The sequence below is a fragment of the Streptomyces sp. NBC_01264 genome (genome assembly GCF_026340675.1).
Classification (GTDB): domain Bacteria; phylum Actinomycetota; class Actinomycetes; order Streptomycetales; family Streptomycetaceae; genus Streptomyces.
In genome coordinates this window covers 1,133,592-1,149,167 of record NZ_JAPEOX010000002.1, presented here as the reverse complement: position 1 = coordinate 1,149,167, position 15,576 = coordinate 1,133,592, and the positions used below count along the sequence as shown (strand labels likewise).

General features: G+C 70.7%; 13 protein-coding genes and 1 pseudogene. 8 read left to right on the top strand and 6 right to left on the bottom strand.

Going from position 1 to position 15,576, the window contains the following annotated elements:
* Nucleotides 1-43 precede the first annotated feature (43 nt).
* Nucleotides 44-2,842 (top strand): penicillin acylase family protein, encoded by a 2,799-nt coding sequence (locus OG435_RS38140; protein ID WP_266884249.1) that lies wholly within the window; start codon nt 44-46, stop codon nt 2,840-2,842.
* A gap of 90 nt (nt 2,843-2,932) precedes the next feature.
* Here OG435_RS38140 and OG435_RS38135 read toward each other — a convergent pair whose 3' ends face one another.
* The 3 genes from OG435_RS38135 to OG435_RS38125 all read right to left on the bottom strand — a co-directional run bounded on the left by OG435_RS38135 (nt 2,933) and on the right by OG435_RS38125 (nt 6,125).
* Nucleotides 2,933-4,159, bottom strand: a complete 1,227-nt coding sequence (locus OG435_RS38135; RefSeq protein WP_266875563.1) for an IS110 family transposase — start codon at nt 4,157-4,159, stop codon at nt 2,933-2,935.
* A 242-nt stretch (nt 4,160-4,401) separates the two neighbouring features.
* Nucleotides 4,402-5,607, bottom strand: coding sequence for a methyltransferase (locus OG435_RS38130; RefSeq protein WP_266884247.1), 1,206 nt, complete (start codon nt 5,605-5,607; stop codon nt 4,402-4,404).
* Nucleotides 5,608-5,756: 149 nt separating this feature from the next.
* Nucleotides 5,757-6,125, bottom strand: coding sequence for a tetratricopeptide repeat protein (locus tag OG435_RS38125; protein WP_266884245.1), 369 nt, complete (start codon nt 6,123-6,125; stop codon nt 5,757-5,759).
* Between the two features lie 130 nt (nt 6,126-6,255).
* On the opposite strand from OG435_RS38125, the gene OG435_RS38120 reads away from it, so the two are divergent.
* Complete coding sequence (locus OG435_RS38120) at nt 6,256-7,221, top strand: pirin family protein (RefSeq protein WP_266884243.1); 966 nt, start codon at nt 6,256-6,258, stop codon at nt 7,219-7,221.
* Nucleotides 7,222-7,263: 42 nt separating this feature from the next.
* Here the strand turns inward: OG435_RS38120 and OG435_RS38115 are convergent.
* Nucleotides 7,264-7,635: pseudogene (locus OG435_RS38115) on the bottom strand (SRPBCC family protein); the annotation flags it as partial.
* A gap of 116 nt (nt 7,636-7,751) precedes the next feature.
* On the opposite strand from OG435_RS38115, the gene OG435_RS38110 reads away from it, so the two are divergent.
* The gene (locus OG435_RS38110) at nt 7,752-8,660 is read left to right on the top strand and encodes a helix-turn-helix domain-containing protein (protein WP_266884241.1); all 909 of its coding nucleotides are present in this window, start codon (nt 7,752-7,754) and stop codon (nt 8,658-8,660) included.
* Between the two features lie 85 nt (nt 8,661-8,745).
* Nucleotides 8,746-9,780, top strand: a complete 1,035-nt coding sequence (locus OG435_RS38105) for a hypothetical protein (protein ID WP_266884239.1) — start codon at nt 8,746-8,748, stop codon at nt 9,778-9,780.
* Between the two features lie 63 nt (nt 9,781-9,843).
* Here OG435_RS38105 and OG435_RS38100 read toward each other — a convergent pair whose 3' ends face one another.
* Nucleotides 9,844-10,485 (bottom strand): TetR/AcrR family transcriptional regulator, encoded by a 642-nt coding sequence (locus OG435_RS38100; protein ID WP_266884237.1) that lies wholly within the window; start codon nt 10,483-10,485, stop codon nt 9,844-9,846.
* Nucleotides 10,486-10,550: 65 nt separating this feature from the next.
* Here OG435_RS38100 and OG435_RS38095 point away from each other — a divergent pair, with 65 nt between their 5' ends.
* A complete protein-coding gene (locus OG435_RS38095; protein ID WP_266884235.1) occupies nt 10,551-11,534 on the top strand; it encodes a hydroxyneurosporene dehydrogenase in 984 nt (327 codons plus the stop codon).
* A gap of 65 nt (nt 11,535-11,599) precedes the next feature.
* On the opposite strand, the gene OG435_RS38090 is transcribed toward OG435_RS38095, so the two are convergent.
* Nucleotides 11,600-11,998 carry a TetR/AcrR family transcriptional regulator C-terminal domain-containing protein gene (locus OG435_RS38090; RefSeq protein WP_266884231.1) on the bottom strand — a complete coding sequence of 133 codons (399 nt, stop codon included), beginning with the start codon at nt 11,996-11,998 and terminating at the stop codon, nt 11,600-11,602.
* Between OG435_RS38090 and OG435_RS38085 the strand changes: the two genes are divergently transcribed.
* The 3 genes from OG435_RS38085 to OG435_RS38075 all read left to right on the top strand — a co-directional run bounded on the left by OG435_RS38085 (nt 11,979) and on the right by OG435_RS38075 (nt 15,552).
* Nucleotides 11,979-12,326 (top strand): alcohol dehydrogenase catalytic domain-containing protein, encoded by a 348-nt coding sequence (locus OG435_RS38085; RefSeq protein ID WP_266884229.1) that lies wholly within the window; start codon nt 11,979-11,981, stop codon nt 12,324-12,326. The genes OG435_RS38090 and OG435_RS38085 overlap by 20 nt on opposite strands.
* A gap of 124 nt (nt 12,327-12,450) precedes the next feature.
* The gene (locus OG435_RS38080) at nt 12,451-12,642 is read left to right on the top strand and encodes a zinc-binding dehydrogenase (RefSeq protein ID WP_266884227.1); all 192 of its coding nucleotides are present in this window, start codon (nt 12,451-12,453) and stop codon (nt 12,640-12,642) included.
* Nucleotides 12,643-13,338: 696 nt separating this feature from the next.
* Entirely contained in the window at nt 13,339-15,552 is a 2,214-nt protein-coding gene (locus OG435_RS38075) for an RICIN domain-containing protein (protein ID WP_430625815.1), read from the top strand.
* Nucleotides 15,553-15,576 lie beyond the last annotated feature (24 nt).

Sequence of the window (15,576 nt, the reverse complement as noted above, 5' to 3'; positions counted from 1 at the left end):
ACCCTCCCCGTGACCGGTTCCTGCCCCCCACGGAGGAGCACGTATGCGACGCCCCACCACGCACACGAGAGCCCGCACGAGAACTGCCGTCGCCACCGCACTGATCGCCCTCGGAGCGGCCCTGCTGACTCCGGCCGCGGCCGCGTCGGGGGCCGATGCCCCGGTGCCGCGCCCGATCGCCGACTCTGCCGACTACGCCAATTTCGCCGACTCCGCCGATTACTGCGGACAGCAGTGCGCGGACATCCTGCCGCCCGGCCAGAGCGGCAACGCCACCCTCGCCCAGATCCTTGCCCACAAGGCCTTCGGCACGCTGCCCGCCCACACCTCCGATCAACTGGCGCGCTACGACTCGCTGGTGGCCGGCTACCCGGGCCTCACCGACGCCAAGCTCAACGATTTCTTCAACGACGCCTCCTTCGGCGTCCCGGCCGACCAGGTCGAGTCCACGACGAGCCCGCGCTCCGACGTCACCATCACCCGGGACAAGAAGAGCGGCGTCCCGCACATCAAGGGCACCACCCGCTACGGGACTTCCTTCGGCGCCGGCTACGCGGCCGCCCAGGACCGGCTGTGGCAGATGGACCTCTTCCGGCACGTCGGCCGGGGCGATCTGACCCCCTTCGCGGGCGGCGCCCTCGCCAACCAAGGCCTGGAGCAGCAGTTCTGGCCGCAGGCCCCGTACACCGAGGCGGACCTCCAGGCCCAGGTGGACCGGATCCGGACCACGGAGGGCGAGCGCGGGCGGCTCGCGATGGAGGACGCGCAGGCGTACATCGACGGCATCAACACCTACCGCGTGCAGTCCAAGAATGGCCGCTACTTCCCCGGCGAGTACGTGCTCACCGGGCACATCAACTCGATCACCAACGCCGGTGAGATCCAGCCCTTCAAACTCACCGACCTGATCGCCCTCGCCTCCGTCGTGGGCGGCCTCTTCGGCGGCGGCGGGGGCGGCGAAGTGCAGGCCGCGCTCGCCCTGTTGTCCGCGCAGCAGAAGTACGGCGTGGAGGAGGGCACCCGCGTCTGGGAGTCCTTCCGCCAGCGCGAGGACCCGGAAGCCGTGCTCACCGTCCACGACGGGACGAGCTTCCCCTACGCGCAGAAGCCCGCCTCCCCCCAGGGCGCGGCCCTGCCCGACGCCGGCTCGGTCACCGCCGAGCAGCTCGTGTACGACCGTACGGGCGCGGCCACGACCGCCGCCGCGGCCACCCCGCCCAGGCCGGTGAAGCAGAGCATGTCCAACGCCCTGCTCGTCTCCGGCGCGAAGACCGCGAGCGGCCACCCGGTCGCCGTCTTCGGCCCGCAGACCGGCTACCTCGCGCCCCAACTCCTCATGCTCCAGGAGCTTCAGGGTCCGGGCATCAGCGCGCGCGGCGCCTCCTTCGCGGGCGTCAGCATGTACGTACAGCTCGGCCGCGGCCAGGACTACGCCTGGAGCGCCACCTCGGCCGGCCAGGACATCACCGACACCTTCGCCGTCGAACTGTGCGAGCCCGGCGGGGGCGCCCCCACCAAGGCGAGCACCTCCTACCTCTACCGCGGCGCCTGTACGCCCATGGAGAAGCTGGAACACACCAACACCTGGAAGTCCTCGGTCGCCGACCCCACGCCGGGCGGCTCCTACCGGATGCGGGTGTGGCGCACGCACTACGGCATCGTCACGCACCGCGCGTCGATCGCGGGCAAGCCCGTGGCCTATACCGCGCTGCGCTCCACGTACCGCCACGAGGCCGACTCGATCATCGGCTTCCAGATGTTCAACGACCCCTCCTACGTGAAGGACGCCCGTACCTTCCAGGAGGCGGCCCAGCACATCGGGTACGCCTTCAACTGGTTCTACGCCGACTCGCGCGAAGCCGCGTACTACAACAGCGGGTCGAACCCGGTGCGTGCGCCCGGAGTCGACGCGGCGCTGCCCGTCCAGGGCAAGCAGAGTTACGAATGGCAGGGCTTCGACCCGGCCGCGAACACGGCGGACTACACCCCGCCCGCCGAGCACCCGCAGTCCATCGGCCAGGACTACTACGTCAGTTGGAACAACAAGCAGGCCAAGGGATTCGCGGCGGCCGGCTTCGGGATGGGCTCCGTCCACCGCGGCGACCTCCTCGACCAGCGCGTCAAACCGCTCGTCGCGGCGGGCGGCGTGACCCGGGCCAAGCTCACCCGGGCCATGGCCGACGCGGCCGTCACCGACCTACGGGCCGAGAACCTGCTGCCCGAGCTGCTGGCCGTACTGCGCGGCGCGCCCGTCACCGATCCCGCCGTCGCGGCGGCCATCGACAAGCTCGCCGCGTGGCAGGCCGCGGGCGGCGAACGCAAGGAGACGGCGCGGGGTTCGAAGACGTACGCCCACGCGGACGCGATCCGCATCATGGACGCCTGGTGGCCGCTGCTCGTCGAGGCCGAGTTCAAGCCCGGCCTCGGAGCGCCGCTCTACGATGCCCTGCGCGCCTCGCTCACCATCGACGAGGCGCCCAACGCGGGCCACGGGCCCACCGGTTCGCACGCCGGCTCGGCCTTCCAGTACGGCTGGTGGAGCTACGTGGACAAGGACCTGCGTACGCTGCTGGGCCGCCCGGTGTCCGGACCCCTGGCCCGGGCCTACTGCGGGAGCGGCTCGCTCCCCGCGTGCCGGGACGCGATGACGGCGACGCTCAAGCAGGCGGCGGCCGCCACCCCCGCCGCCGTGTACCCGGCGGACGGGACCTGCGCCGCGGGCAACCAGTGGTGCGCGGACTCGATCGTGCAGCGCCCGGTGGGCGGCCTGGCCCACCCGGGGATCAACTGGCAGAACCGGCCCACCTATCAGCAGGTGGTGGAGTTCCCCGCCCACCGCTGAGGCCCGGACGTACGAGGGCCCGCCGGTCCCGGATTCGTTCCGGGACCGGCGGGCCGTACGCGCGGGTCAGACATCCCATGCCGTTTCATGTCAAGAGGGATAGAGCTGGGCGTGGTGTGACCAGGCGGTTGCTTCGTCGTAGTGGGTGCGGGTTTTGAGGCATCCGTGGAGGATGCCGACGAGGCGGTTTCCGACCTGGCGGAGGGCAGGGTTGTAGCCGGCGTCGCGGGCGCGCTGCTTGTCGTAGTAGCGGCGGGCGCCGGGTGAGGTGTTCAGCGCGGAGAACGCCTGGAGTTGCAGGGCCGAGGCGAGGCGGTTGTTGCGGACGTAGCGGGCCTGGACGGTGTGGCTCTTGCCGGAGGCCCGGGTGATAGGGCTGGTCCCGGCGTAGTTCTTGCGGGCCTTCGCGTTGTCGTAGCGGGTGGGGTCGTCCCCGAACTCGGCGAGCACCCGGGCGCCGGTGATCTCCGCGATGCCGGGCATCGAGAGGTAGATCTCAGCGTCCGGGTGCTCAAGAAAATGTGCCTTCACCTGCCTTTCGAGCTCGGCTATCTGCTCGTTCAGACTGATCAGCAGGCGCGCGTGGGCTGTCGCGGCGGCCGCGTAGGCGGCGGTCACCGGTTCGGGCAGACCGAGGTGTTCTTCTCGCAGCGCGGTCTGGATCGTGGCGGCTTTCTGGGGCCGGTTGTGCCGGCGGTGGCGGGTCAGGACCGCGGTGATCTGGGGGCGCGTCAGCTTCGCCGCGGTGGCGGGCGTGGGCGCCTTGATCAGCAGCTCCAGTGCGTCCGTGCTGGTCAGCGCCAAGTCGGCGTAGGCGTCCAGGGCCGCGGGGAAGTACTCGCGCAGCGTATTGCGCAGCCGCTGGAAGGTGCGGGTGCGTTCCCAGATCAGTGTCTGGTGGGCACGGGCGACGACCTTCACGGCCTGGGCCTGCTCGCTGTCTCCAGCGACGGGCCGCAACTGGTCACGGTCGATACGGACCATGTCTGCCAGCGCGTGCGCATCGCCTTTATCGCTCTTGGCGCCGGAGGTTCCGTAGCGTTCCTTGAACCGGTTGACCTGCCTCGGGTTGATCGCGAACACCTGGTAGCCGGAGGCGATCAGGGCCTGCACCCACGGGCCGCGATCGGTCTCGATCCCCACCACCACCTCGGCGGAGTCCACATCCGCGCCACCGTACTTCGCGATGAGCGCGTGCAGTTTCGCGATGCCCTCCACCCCCTCGGGCAGGGTCGCGACGGCCAGCTTGCGGCCCGTCCCGTCCTGGACCTCGACATCGTGATGGTCTTCGGCCCAGTCGTCACCGATCAGCAGCAACAGTTCTCTCCCGCTCGTATCCGTTCGTTCAGTTGCACAGCAGCCTGCGGAAGGCACGGCACGCGGCCTAATGGATCCAGTGCTCACGCCCGTGGGCGGGCACGCCATCCCATCAGCGGTCATGGCCTCCCGGCCGACCAGCAGGGGCACGGTCTGACCACAGAACTCGAACGGCTCCGGCATCGGAAGTGCTCACCTGCTGGCGGCTACAACATCAAGTCTCTACGACCCGATACGTCCCATTAGGCGCCGCGGGGCTGCTCGCGCCGCTTGACCGCCCGCAGGACCACGAACTTCGGCTCGCTCGCGGCGACCTCGCTGTTGCCGAAGAGGCGTCGCAGGTGGGTGTGGTACCCCATGTGCCGGTTGGCCACCACCCACAGCTCGCCGCCCGGACGCAGCACCTTGCGCGACTGCGCGAACATCCGCAGCGCCGTCGCGTCGGTCGTCGCCTGGTGGGAGTGGAAGGGCGGGTTGCAGAGCACCAGGTCCACGGAACCGGGGTCGAGCATCGACACACCGTCGCCGACGAGGAAGTCCGCCCGCTCCCGTTCGTGCGTGACGTTGGCACGGAACGTCGCCTTGGCCGAGGCGATCGCCTGGTACGACTCGTCGGTGAAGACGACCTCCGCACGCGGGTCGGCCACCGCGACCGCGGTGCCGACGACCCCGTTGCCGCAGCCCAGGTCGACGACCCGGGCCCCGTCCGTATTGGTCGGGATGCTCTGGAGGAAGAAGCGGGTGCCGACGTCGAGGCGGTCCGCGCAGAAGATGCCCGCGTGGTTGACGACGGTCAGCCCGGCGCCCGAGCCGCCGTCCTCGTCCACGACGTACGTCAGCGGCCAGGGTCCGGGGGTCGCCGGACGGGTCGCACCCGGGTTCCCCGGCGTGCAGAAGATCAGGCGGGCCTTCTTCTCGGCCAGGGAGGTCTTCGTCGGTCCGAGGATCTTCTCGAAGAGCCGCAGGGTGGAGGTGTGGATCTCCTTCACCATGCCGGTGCCGACGACGACGGTGCCGGCGTGCACGTGCGGGGCCACCCGGTACAGCTGGTCCTCCAGCAGCGCCAGGCTCTTGGGCACCCGGACCAGGAGCACGTCGATCCGCTCCGGCGGCGCGTCCTGGCTGGTCAGCAGGGTCACGGTGCCCTTGGCGGTGCCGATCCCGTTGCGGTCCAGGTTCGCCATGGTGGCGGAGCGGGTCAGGCTGGAGTCGGTGATCTGGGCGGGGTGGTGCGCGGCCAGCGCCGTCGTCAGTGCCCCCCAGCGGTCCCCGATCACGGTGATCTGCCCGGCGCCGGCCAGATCCACCGGGCCGCGTTCGCCCGTACCGGATTCGAGGTGGCGGAGCAGGTACTCGTCGGCGGCGTCCCATGCGAAGAGCCGGTCGCGCGGGTCCTCGGGGAAGCGGGCGAGCTCGTAGGAGCCGAAGGGCGTGGTCAGACGGTTCATATTGCCCCCAGGCTAACCGAGGGACCGCCCCGGTCCCGCACGGGCGGGGCCGGGAGAGTGGGCGGCGCGGCCCACGACCCCGCGGGGCGCGGTCCGCGACCCGCCGCGGACCGGCCCGGACCGCTGTCCCGTACGGGGCTCCGCCGCCCCTACTCCGGGAAGTCCCCGGCCATCGCGGCGGCGATCCGCAGGTACGGAGCCGCCTCGGCGGACCGGCCCTGGCGCTCCAGGGTCCGCCCGAGCATCAGCTGCGCGTAGTCCTCCACGGGCCAGCGCTCCAGGACGGCGCGGAGCTCGCGCTCGGCCTTGGAGAGCTGGGCGGAGTGGTAGTAGGCGCGGGCCAGCAGCAGCCGCGGAGCCAGCAGCTCGGGGGCCTCGGCGGCCACGCCGTGCAGAACGCGGGCGGCGTTCGCGTACTCCTTCGCCTCGAAGAAGAGCAGGCCGCGGTCCCAGCGCTCGGCGGGGGTGCCGTGCTCCAGGTAGGCCTGCTGCCCGTCGACCGCGCTGATGACGTCCATCGGATCCCTTCCGCCGTACAGGTGCTGCCCTGCTCCGCCCTGTGCATGTCACTGTCCGGCTGCTCAACACGCCGATCCGTACGCACATTCCCATGACCCCGGCGGTGCCGACGGGACTAAGTTGTGCGGTATGAGCAATCTCGATCGCCAGCCCGCTCTCTCCACCTGCGGCGGCCGCGGGTTCGTCGTCGCCGAGCCCGTGCGCGAGCTCCTGAGCCCGCGCACCCTCAAACTCGGCGAGTCCACCGAGGTCCGCCGGCTCCTGCCGAACCTGGGCCGCCGCATGGTCGGCGCCTGGTGCTTCGTCGACCACTACGGTCCCGACGACATCGCCGACGAACCGGGCATGGCGGTGGCCCCGCACCCCCACTCGGGCCTGCAGACGGTCAGCTGGCTCCACGAGGGCGAGGTGCTGCACCGCGACAGCGTCGGCAGCCTGGCGACGATCCGCCCGCGCGAGCTCGGCCTGATGACCTCCGGCCGGGGCATCAGCCACTCCGAGGAGAGCCCGCGCCCGCACGCCCGGTTCCTGCACGGCGCGCAGCTGTGGGTGGCCCTCCCGGACGCGCACCGCGATGTGGACCCGCACTTCCAGCACCACGCGGACCTCCCGCAGGTCACCGCCCCGGGCCTGACGGCGACGGTCATCCTGGGCACCCTGGACTCGGCGACCTCGCCCGGAACCGCGTACACCCCGATCGTCGGCGCGGACCTGGCCCTGGCGGCGGGCACGGAAACCCGGCTCCCGCTGGACCCGGACTTCGAGTACGCGGTCCTGTCGATGTCGGGAGAAGCCCATGTCGACGGCGTACCGCTCCTCCCGGGCGCGATGCTCTACCTCGGCTGCGGCCGCACCGACCTCCCCCTGCGCGCGGTCTCGGACGCCGGCCTCATGCTGCTGGGCGGCGAGCCGTTCGACGAGGAGATCGTGATGTTCTGGAACTGGATCGGACGGTCCCAAGAGGATATCGCAGGCTTCCGCGAGGACTGGATGAACGGCACCCGCTACGGCGAGGTCAAGGGCTACGACGGAGCTCCGATTCCTGCTCCCGAACTGCCGCCGACTCGCCTGAAGCCCAGGGGAAGAGTGCGCTGAACTGCGCTGATTTTACTGGGGTGCACGGATCCGCAGGGGCGTTCACCCGACAGGTGTTTCGGCGATCCACTGGGCGAGCGAGAGCAGGGTGGTTTCGACGCTGTCGGTCATGTAGGCGCGCAGGGCGTCGAGGTCGCCGCGGGTGGTGCCCAGTACGGGGTCGAGGCGCAGGAGTCGCCAGGACTGCTCGAGGACGGTTCCGCGTCCGCGGGGACGGCAGGTCCAGCTCCATTGCACGTTGCCGTCCTCGGCGCCGCCGACCACGAAGGTGAAGGCGGCGCCGGGGTCGGCCCGTACGACCTGGGAGCGGGTGGTCCACTGCCTGCCGTCCTTGTGGTTGCGGCCGCTGAACCAGGACCCGACCCGGGGCCCGGCGCCCCGGTCGAAAGCGGGTGACGGGTGACGGGTGGGGTGGTGCCATGTCGGGCGACACCCAGGTCACCACCGGTCCCTTCGGGGAGCCAGACCCGCTGGTGCCTATCCACGGCAGGGTCAGGCTGTGCGATCGGGCCCGGCCCATACTCGGATCCATGAACGCAAAAGTGCGGCTCGGGGAGTTCCTGCAGACGCGGCGCTCCCAGCTGCAGCCGGAGGATCTCGGGATACCCGACTTCGGGGAGCGGCGCCGTGTGCCGGGTCTCCGACGCGAGGAGCTGGCGTCGCTGGCGGGTGTCAGCGTCTCCTACTACACCCGGCTGGAACAGGGGCAGTCTCTGAACGCCTCACCGCAGGTGCTGGACGCGATCGCCCGCGCCCTGCGGTTGGAGGAGGCCGAGCGCCTGCACCTACACAATCTGGCCCGGTCGTCGGCCACGGGCCCAGGCTCGGGCCGAGGCCGCCGACCCGCCCCGGAGCGGGTGACGGAGGCGACCGGCCAGCTGCTGGAGGTACTGGCCCAGGTCCCGGCGCTCGTGACCGGCCGCCGCGGTGACGTCCTGGCATGGAACCGGCTGGGCCATGCCCTGTTCGCCGGACACCTGGACCCGGGCGCCCCGGACCGGTCGGCACAGCGGCCCAACATGGCCCGGCTGGTGTTCCTCGACGCGCACACCCGTGACCTGTACGCCGACTGGCCGGCCAAGGCCAGGGCCGTGGTGGGGAACCTGCGTCTGGTGGCGGGCCGACACCCGGATGACACCGCGCTCCACGCCCTGGTGGGTGAACTGAGCGCGAAGAGCGCGGATTTCGCCTCGATGTGGGCCGACCACCGCGTCACGGCCTGCGCCGTCGCGACCTACGGGATGCGGCATCCGCTGGTCGGCCCGCTGACCGTCACCCAGCAGACCCTGAGTCAGGGACCGGGCCAGGAACAGGGCCAGAACATCGTGGTCGCCACCACCGAGGCCGATTCGCCCGCGCGGACCACGCTGGCCCTGCTCGACCAGGTCACCTCGCAGCACGGCCCGGCGCGCCCGGGTGTTCGGGCCTCCTCCAGCTGACCCGGCACAGACCACCGCACCCCCCCACCCCAACCCCCGTGCGTCGGCGTACCGCTGCCGCATGCCCGAAAACAGTGAAGGAACCATGTTCAAGAACAAGAACAAGAGCACCTTGTCCAGGACGGCCGCGACGACCGCAGCCGTCGTACTGACCGCGGCCGCGGTCGTCGCGGCCACCCCCGGCGTCGCGTCGGCCGTCTCCTCCCCGCTGAGCTGCGCGCACATCGCCACGCACTTCGACCTGGCCCGGCAACAGACGCCCGAGAACATCGCGTTGGCTCCCGATGGCAGTGCGTACGTCACCTTCGCCGCCGCCCGCCAGGTCGCCCGCGTCACTCCCGGGGGATCCACCCGGATCCTGGCCACCCTGCCCGCCCCGGCCGACGGCGGCAACCACACCCCGGTCCTGGGCTTCGCGCTGACCACCGGCATCGTCCGCGCGCACGACGGCACCCTCTACTTCCTGTACGCCACCGGCACCGCCGACCTGACCGGCCTGTGGCGCCTGCGCCCCGGCGGCGCACCGCGGCGCATCGCCGCGCTCCCGGCGGCCGGGCTGCCCAACGGCCTGGCCCTGGACCCGAGCACCGGGACCCTCTACGTCACCGACTCCGTCCTCGGCACCATCTCCAGCGTGCCCACCACCGGCGGCACTCCTCGCACCTGGTCCACCGCCCCCGAACTGGCCTCCACCGGATTCCTCGGTGCCAACGGGCTGAAGATCCGGGGCGGAGCGGTGTGGGCCACCAACCTCGACCGGGTCACGGTGCTGCGCATACCCGTCCTGCGCGACGGTCGCGCCGGCCCGGTCCAGACCCGGGCCACCGGCCTGACCGGGATCGACGACTTCTCCTTCACCGGCCACGGCGACCAGATCCTGGCCGCCCTCAACGGCCCCGGCGAGGTCGCCCTCGTCCGGCCCGACGGGACCCACTCCACCGTCCTGACCGCCGCCGACGGCCTGCAGAACCCCACCTCCATCGCCCTGCGCGGCGACACCGCCTACGTCCTGAGCGCCGCGTACGTCACGGCGAAGGACCCCAACCTCCTCCTAGCCCACCTGAACGACCGGATCGCCACCCAGACCGTGCTGACGAGCACGCTTCCGACCAGGTCGTAGCCGAGTACCGCCCGCGCACGGCAAGGCGGTGGCCGGCGCGGGGCCGATTCGCACGTACGTCGATCACGCCGGAGTCTGCCCGGCGTCGCCGGGTGAGGTGATGATGCCTGCGAGGAGGAGGTCGGCGACGGTCTCGGCGTGGGCTTGCAGCTGGGCCGGGGTCGGCTTCGTACGGGCGCCGAGGAGTGCGGCTTCGACGGGGTGGGCGAACTGGGCTCCGGCGCCGTTGGTGATCAGGTAGTGCAGCGTGGCGTACGGTACGGCGCGGATGCGCCCGGCTGCCACGAGGCGGTCGAGGAGGCCTTCGACGCCGGGGCGGAGCGGGTTGACGATCCGGTCGATGACGAAGCGGATGCGCGGGCTGTCGATGGCCCCTTCGTGGTTCATGATGCGCAGCACCTGGGGGTAGGCGGCGGCGAACAGCACCTGGCGGATCATGCCCTCGCGCAGCGCCTCCAGGTCGTCGCCGACGGGGGCTTGGGTGGCCTGCCGCCAGGCGCGTTCCGCTTGGGTGCAGGCGTGCTCCATGGCGGCGAACCAGAGCTCCTCCTTGGAGCCGAACCGGGCGGTGAGCAGGGCGTGGCTGATGCCCAGGCGCCGGCTGAGGGCGCGGACCGACATCCCCTCGTGGCCCGCCTCCGCGAAGGCGTCCAGGGCGGCCTGCAGCAGGTGCCCGCACCCGAACCGTCCCCTCCCGCCTGGCACACACCCCCGACGACTACGCCCGGCTCGGCCTGGAGCCCCACGCGGTCAAGCCGGGTGAGGACGGGATGCGCACCGACGGTGGACCCGGCACGTACGAGTGGTGGTACTTCGACGCCCACCCGGACGACGGTGCCAAGCTGGTCGTCGTCTTCCACACCAAGGACTTCGCCGACCTCGGCAGGCCGCTGTCCCCGCTCATCCGCGTGGACCTGACGCTCCCCGACGGCACTCATATCAACAAGCTGGTCGAACAGGACGCCAAGACGTTCTCCGCCTCCACCGAGACCTGCGAGGTCCGCATCGGCGACAATCTCTTCGCCGGCGACCTGCACACCTACACCATCCGGGTCCGGGTCGAAGGCATCGAAGTCGACCTCACTCTGACCGGTGACGTTCCGGCATGGAGGCCCGAAACGGGGTTCTGGCTCTTCGGCGAGCACAGTGAGCACCAGTTCGCCTGGCTGCCGTCCGTTCCTCAGGGAAGGGTCGAGGTGACCTACGGCGTCAACGGGCACGGCAGCACCACGACCGGTGTCGGCTACCACGACCACAACTGGGGCAACGCCCCGATGTTCAAGCTCATGCACCACTGGTACTGGGCGCGTGGCGCGGCCGGCCCCTACTCGGTGATCGCTTCCCACATCACGGCCGAGAAGGCGTACGGATACGCCGAGTCGCCGGTGTTCATGCTGGCCCGCGACGGCCAGGTCATCGGCGACGACGGCACCAAGGTGACCTTCGAGGAACTCGGCCGCTACACCGACAAGGGCACCGGCAAGCCGGTCGGCAACGTCACCCGCTATACCTACACCGACGGCGACGAGCGCTACGTCGTCACCTTCACCCGCCACACGGATCTGACCGCCGCACACCTCGCCGACGAGATCAAGGGGCCCAAGAAGGCTCTCGCCAAACTCGCCGGATTCGACGGCGCCTACCTGCGCTTCGCGGGCGAACTGCGCATCGAGCACTACCAGGGCACGGTGGTGGTGGACAGCCACACCGAAGACGCCCTGTGGGAGCTCATGTACTTCGGCAAGGCCCTCTGATGTGACGATCTCGCGGCGGCGGCCCGAGGACCTGCGCGGCTCCAACACCCCCGCTCGCCGCCGCGCTACTGGTCGCCGCACGCCTGCCTGGCGCGCTCCAGGCCGTCGAGCAGCTCCGGCTGGTCCTCGGGGCGGGCGGCTCCCGGGCCGTGCTGCTGGATGGCGAATCCGACGACGAAGTGCCCGATCGCCGTGAACGCGCGCGCGGCCAGATCGACCGGAAATCCGAGGCCGAGGAGCAGTCCGATGACGCGCTCCCGGTTCACCAGACCGTTCGGACCGACAGGAACGCGCGCGACCAGCAAGGGGAGGGCATTGGGGTGCTTGCGCAACGTGTCGTAGAACGCCTCGGCCCCCACCGTGACGGCTTCGCGCCACGACCGCCCCTCCGCCGCGCGAGGGGCCTGGGCGCCCACCTCGTCGATGAGCTTCAGGGCCGTGTCGATGACCTTGCCGTTGTCCACCGGCGGCCGGCCGCGCCGGGGTGCGGGAGCCGGTGGGCGGCTCGGTGCACAGATCACCCGGTTCGGCCCGGCCAGGGGCGTCTTCGAGGTGGCTCGAGACGTGCCGGTGCCCCTGCCGGGCAAGGGGGAAGTCCTGGTCCGGCAGCGGGCCACCTCCGTCAATCCGATCGACTGCCGCAGGCGCGGTGGGTACGGCCGGAAGCTGATGAAGCTGCGCGGCCTCACCGGATTCCCCCTGACCCTGGGCAATGACATCTCCGGTGACGTCGTGGCCGTCGGCCCGGCAGTCTCCGGGCTGAAGGCCGGGCAGGCCGTCTTCGGCGCCTAGCGGCCGTCGCACCAGGGGACGTACTCCGAGTACGTCGTCGTCAGGGCCATCGGCAAGCGCGTGTTCCTGCAGGGCGGATCGGGCGGTACGGGCGTGGTCACCCTGCAGGTGTGCAAGGGGCTCGGTGCGTACGTCGCCACCACGGCGGGGCCGGCGGGCATCGACCTCTGCACTGGAACTGCTGGCGCGCCTGGCCGCTGAGGGCAAGGTGCGGGCCGTCATCGACCAGACCTGTCCGATGGTCGACATCGCCGCGGCCCATGCGTACGTGGAGCGCGGCCGTTCAAAGGGGAAGGTCGTTGTCGACATCGCCTGAGCAGGTACTGATCGTCGGAGCCGGAGCCGGAGCCGGAGCCGGAGCCGGAGCCGGAGCCGGAGCCGGAGCCGGAGCCGGAGCCGGAGCCGGAGCCGGAGCCGGCGGCCTGACCGCCGCCGTCGCCCTCCAGCGCCGCGGTGTCCCCTGCACGCTCATCGAGGGCGTGGTCGGTGCCCCGCCCTCGGGATCCACCGGGCCGATGTCCACGAAGTCCTGCTCTCCCGGATCGACGACGGATGTCTGGTCATCGGTGATCCCGTGGTCGGATTCGAGACGGGCGCCGGGGGAGTGGCGGTGTACCTGCGCTCGGGGGTACGGCTGCAAGGGCGCGCGCTCAGCACCGCACGGGACGTAGTGCTACGCCGCCTTCCCGCCCGAGTGGCCCGTACGACCGTGAAACCTGGCGGTTGTTTCAACCCGCTTTCTTCATCACTTACTTCACTTCTTGACGAAAGAGGTCCAGACCTTTAGGTTCACGGATTCAGAGGCGCACCGTGTGGAGCATCCGCTGTTCACGAGGTGCCGCTGCCTCGGTTGCCCGTCCCCCACGAAGGGCCCTCTGAGCGCACATGCCCAGACCTCTCCCCGCAGCTGCCTGAACCCGCCCCACTGGGACCGCACGCGCGTCCTCGCCACGTGCACCGGCTGATCCGGACACCCCCCACCATCCGCCGACTCGTTCGGCAAGGAGAATCCGTGCTCACCTTCTCTCCCACCGCGCTCCGGCGCGGCCGCGGATTAGCTGCGGCCGCGCTGGTCACCGCGGCCGTCGCTTCCGTCATCACCGCCGCACCCGCTCCCGCGAGTGCGGCGGTGAGCGCGGCCGCCGCCCTGCCCGCCGGCTTCGCCACCGTCATGAACGCCGCGAGCGGCAGATGCCTGGACGCCAGGTCCGCCGCCACCGCCAACGGCACCGTCGTGCAGCAGTACGCGTGCAACAGCTCCACGGCCCAGCGGTGGAGCTTCACCGCCACCGGCGACGGCTACGTCCGCATCAACAACGGAAACAACACCGGCCAGGTCGTGGACGTCGCCGACGTGTCCACGGCCAACAGCGCGCCCGTCCACCTGTGGACCTACGGAGGCGGCGCCAACCAGCAGTGGCTGCCGGTCGACGAGGGCGGCGGCGCCTACCACTTCGTCAACCGCAGCAGCGGCAAGTGTCTGGACGACCCCGGCGCCTCGACGGCGGACAGCGTGCAGTTCGTGCAGTACACCTGCAACGGCAGCGCCGCCCAGCGCTTCCAGGTGGTCCCCGTGACCCAGTCCGGCACGAACCCGGACCTCGGCCCGAACGTCGTCGTCTTCGATCCGTCCATGTCGTCCTCGACGATCCAGAGCAGGCTGACCTCGATCTTCCAGCAGCAGGAGACCAACCAGTTCGGATCCCAGCGCTACGCCGTCCTGTTCAAGCCGGGCTCCTACAACGCCGACGTCAACGTCGGCTTCTACACCCAGGTGGCCGGTCTCGGTCTGACCCCGGACGCTGTCACGATCAACGGCGCGGTGCACGCCGAGGCCGACTGGTTCCAGGGCAACGCGACGCAGAACTTCTGGCGCGGCGCCGAGAACCTGTCCGTCAACCCGGCTGGTGGAAGCGACCGTTGGGCGGTCTCGCAGGCCGCCTCGTACCGTCGGATGCACCTGCGCGGAAATCTGGCCCTCGACGACAACGGCTGGTCCAGCGGCGGTCTGCTCGCCGACAGCAAGATCGACGGGCAGGTCAACTCCGGTAGTCAGCAGCAGTGGCTGACGCGCAACTCCCAGCTCGGCAGCTGGACCGGATCCAACTGGAACATGGTCTTCGTCGGCAGCCAGGGCGTCCCGGCCACCAGCTTTCCCAGCCCGCCCCACACCACGGTCGCGCAGACCCCGGTCAGCCGTGAGAAGCCGTCCCTGTACGTCGACGGCAACGGCGCCTACCAGGTCTTCGTGCCGTCCCCGCGGGCCAACTCCACCGGCACCAGCTGGGCGAACGGATCTCCGTCCGGTACCTCGCTGTCCCTCGACACCTTCTACGTCGTGAAGCCCGGCGCGAGCGCCGCGGACATCAACGGGGCCCTGGCGGCGGGCAAGAACCTCCTGGTCACCCCGGGCGTCCACCGCCTCAACCAGACGCTCCAGGTGAACCGCGCCGACACCGTCGTCCTCGGTCTGGGCCTCGCCACCTTCGTCCCGGACAACGGCGTCACCGCGATGAAGGTGGCGGACGTCGACGGCGTCAAGGTCGCCGGCGTCCTCTTCGACGCGGGCACCACCAACTCGCCCACTCTGATGGAGGTCGGCCCGACCGGCTCCTCCGCCGCGCACGCCACGAACCCGACGTCCCTGCACGACGTGTACTTCCGCGTCGGCGGCGCCGCCGTCGGCAAGGCGACCACCAGCCTGGTGATCAACAGCGACAACGTCATCGCCGACCACACCTGGATCTGGCGCGCCGACCACGGCAGCGGCGTCGGCTGGAACACCAACACCGCGGACACCGGACTGATCGTCAACGGCGACAACGTCACCGCGTACGGCCTGTTCGTCGAGCACTACCAGAAGTACCAGACCGTCTGGAACGGCAACGGCGGCCGGACGTACTTCTACCAGAACGAGATGCCGTACGACCCGCCGAACCAGGCCGCCTGGATGAACGGCTCCACACAGGGCTACGCCGCGTACAAGGTCGCGAACTCGGTCACCAGCCACCAGGCCTACGGGCTCGGCAGCTACTGCTACTTCAACGTCAACCCGGGCGTGGCCGCCGAGCGGGCCATCGAGGCGCCGAACAACCCCGATGTGCGCTTCACCAGCATGGTGACCGTCTCCCTCGGTGGGGTGGGCACCATCCGGCACGTCGCCAACGGCACGGGCGGCCCGTCCAACTCCACGACCAACGTGGCCAATCTGACCAGCTACCCCTAGGCCGTCGACGACCGGTCAACAAGG

Excerpts from the sequence above, each read along its gene's own strand:
- OG435_RS38095 (WP_266884235.1), top strand. The coding sequence starts at position 10,551 with ATGCGCACCGACGGTGGACCCGGCACGTACGAGTGGTGGTACTTCGAC.
- OG435_RS38140 (WP_266884249.1), top strand. The coding sequence starts at position 44 with ATGCGACGCCCCACCACGCACACGAGAGCCCGCACGAGAACTGCCGTC.
- OG435_RS38105 (WP_266884239.1), top strand. The coding sequence starts at position 8,746 with ATGTTCAAGAACAAGAACAAGAGCACCTTGTCCAGGACGGCCGCGACG.
- OG435_RS38110 (WP_266884241.1), top strand. The coding sequence starts at position 7,752 with ATGAACGCAAAAGTGCGGCTCGGGGAGTTCCTGCAGACGCGGCGCTCC.
- OG435_RS38120 (WP_266884243.1), top strand. The coding sequence starts at position 6,256 with ATGAGCAATCTCGATCGCCAGCCCGCTCTCTCCACCTGCGGCGGCCGC.
- OG435_RS38130 (WP_266884247.1), bottom strand. The coding sequence starts at position 5,607 with ATGAACCGTCTGACCACGCCCTTCGGCTCCTACGAGCTCGCCCGCTTC.
- OG435_RS38125 (WP_266884245.1), bottom strand. The coding sequence starts at position 6,125 with ATGGACGTCATCAGCGCGGTCGACGGGCAGCAGGCCTACCTGGAGCAC.
- OG435_RS38085 (WP_266884229.1), top strand. The coding sequence starts at position 11,979 with ATGACCTTGCCGTTGTCCACCGGCGGCCGGCCGCGCCGGGGTGCGGGA.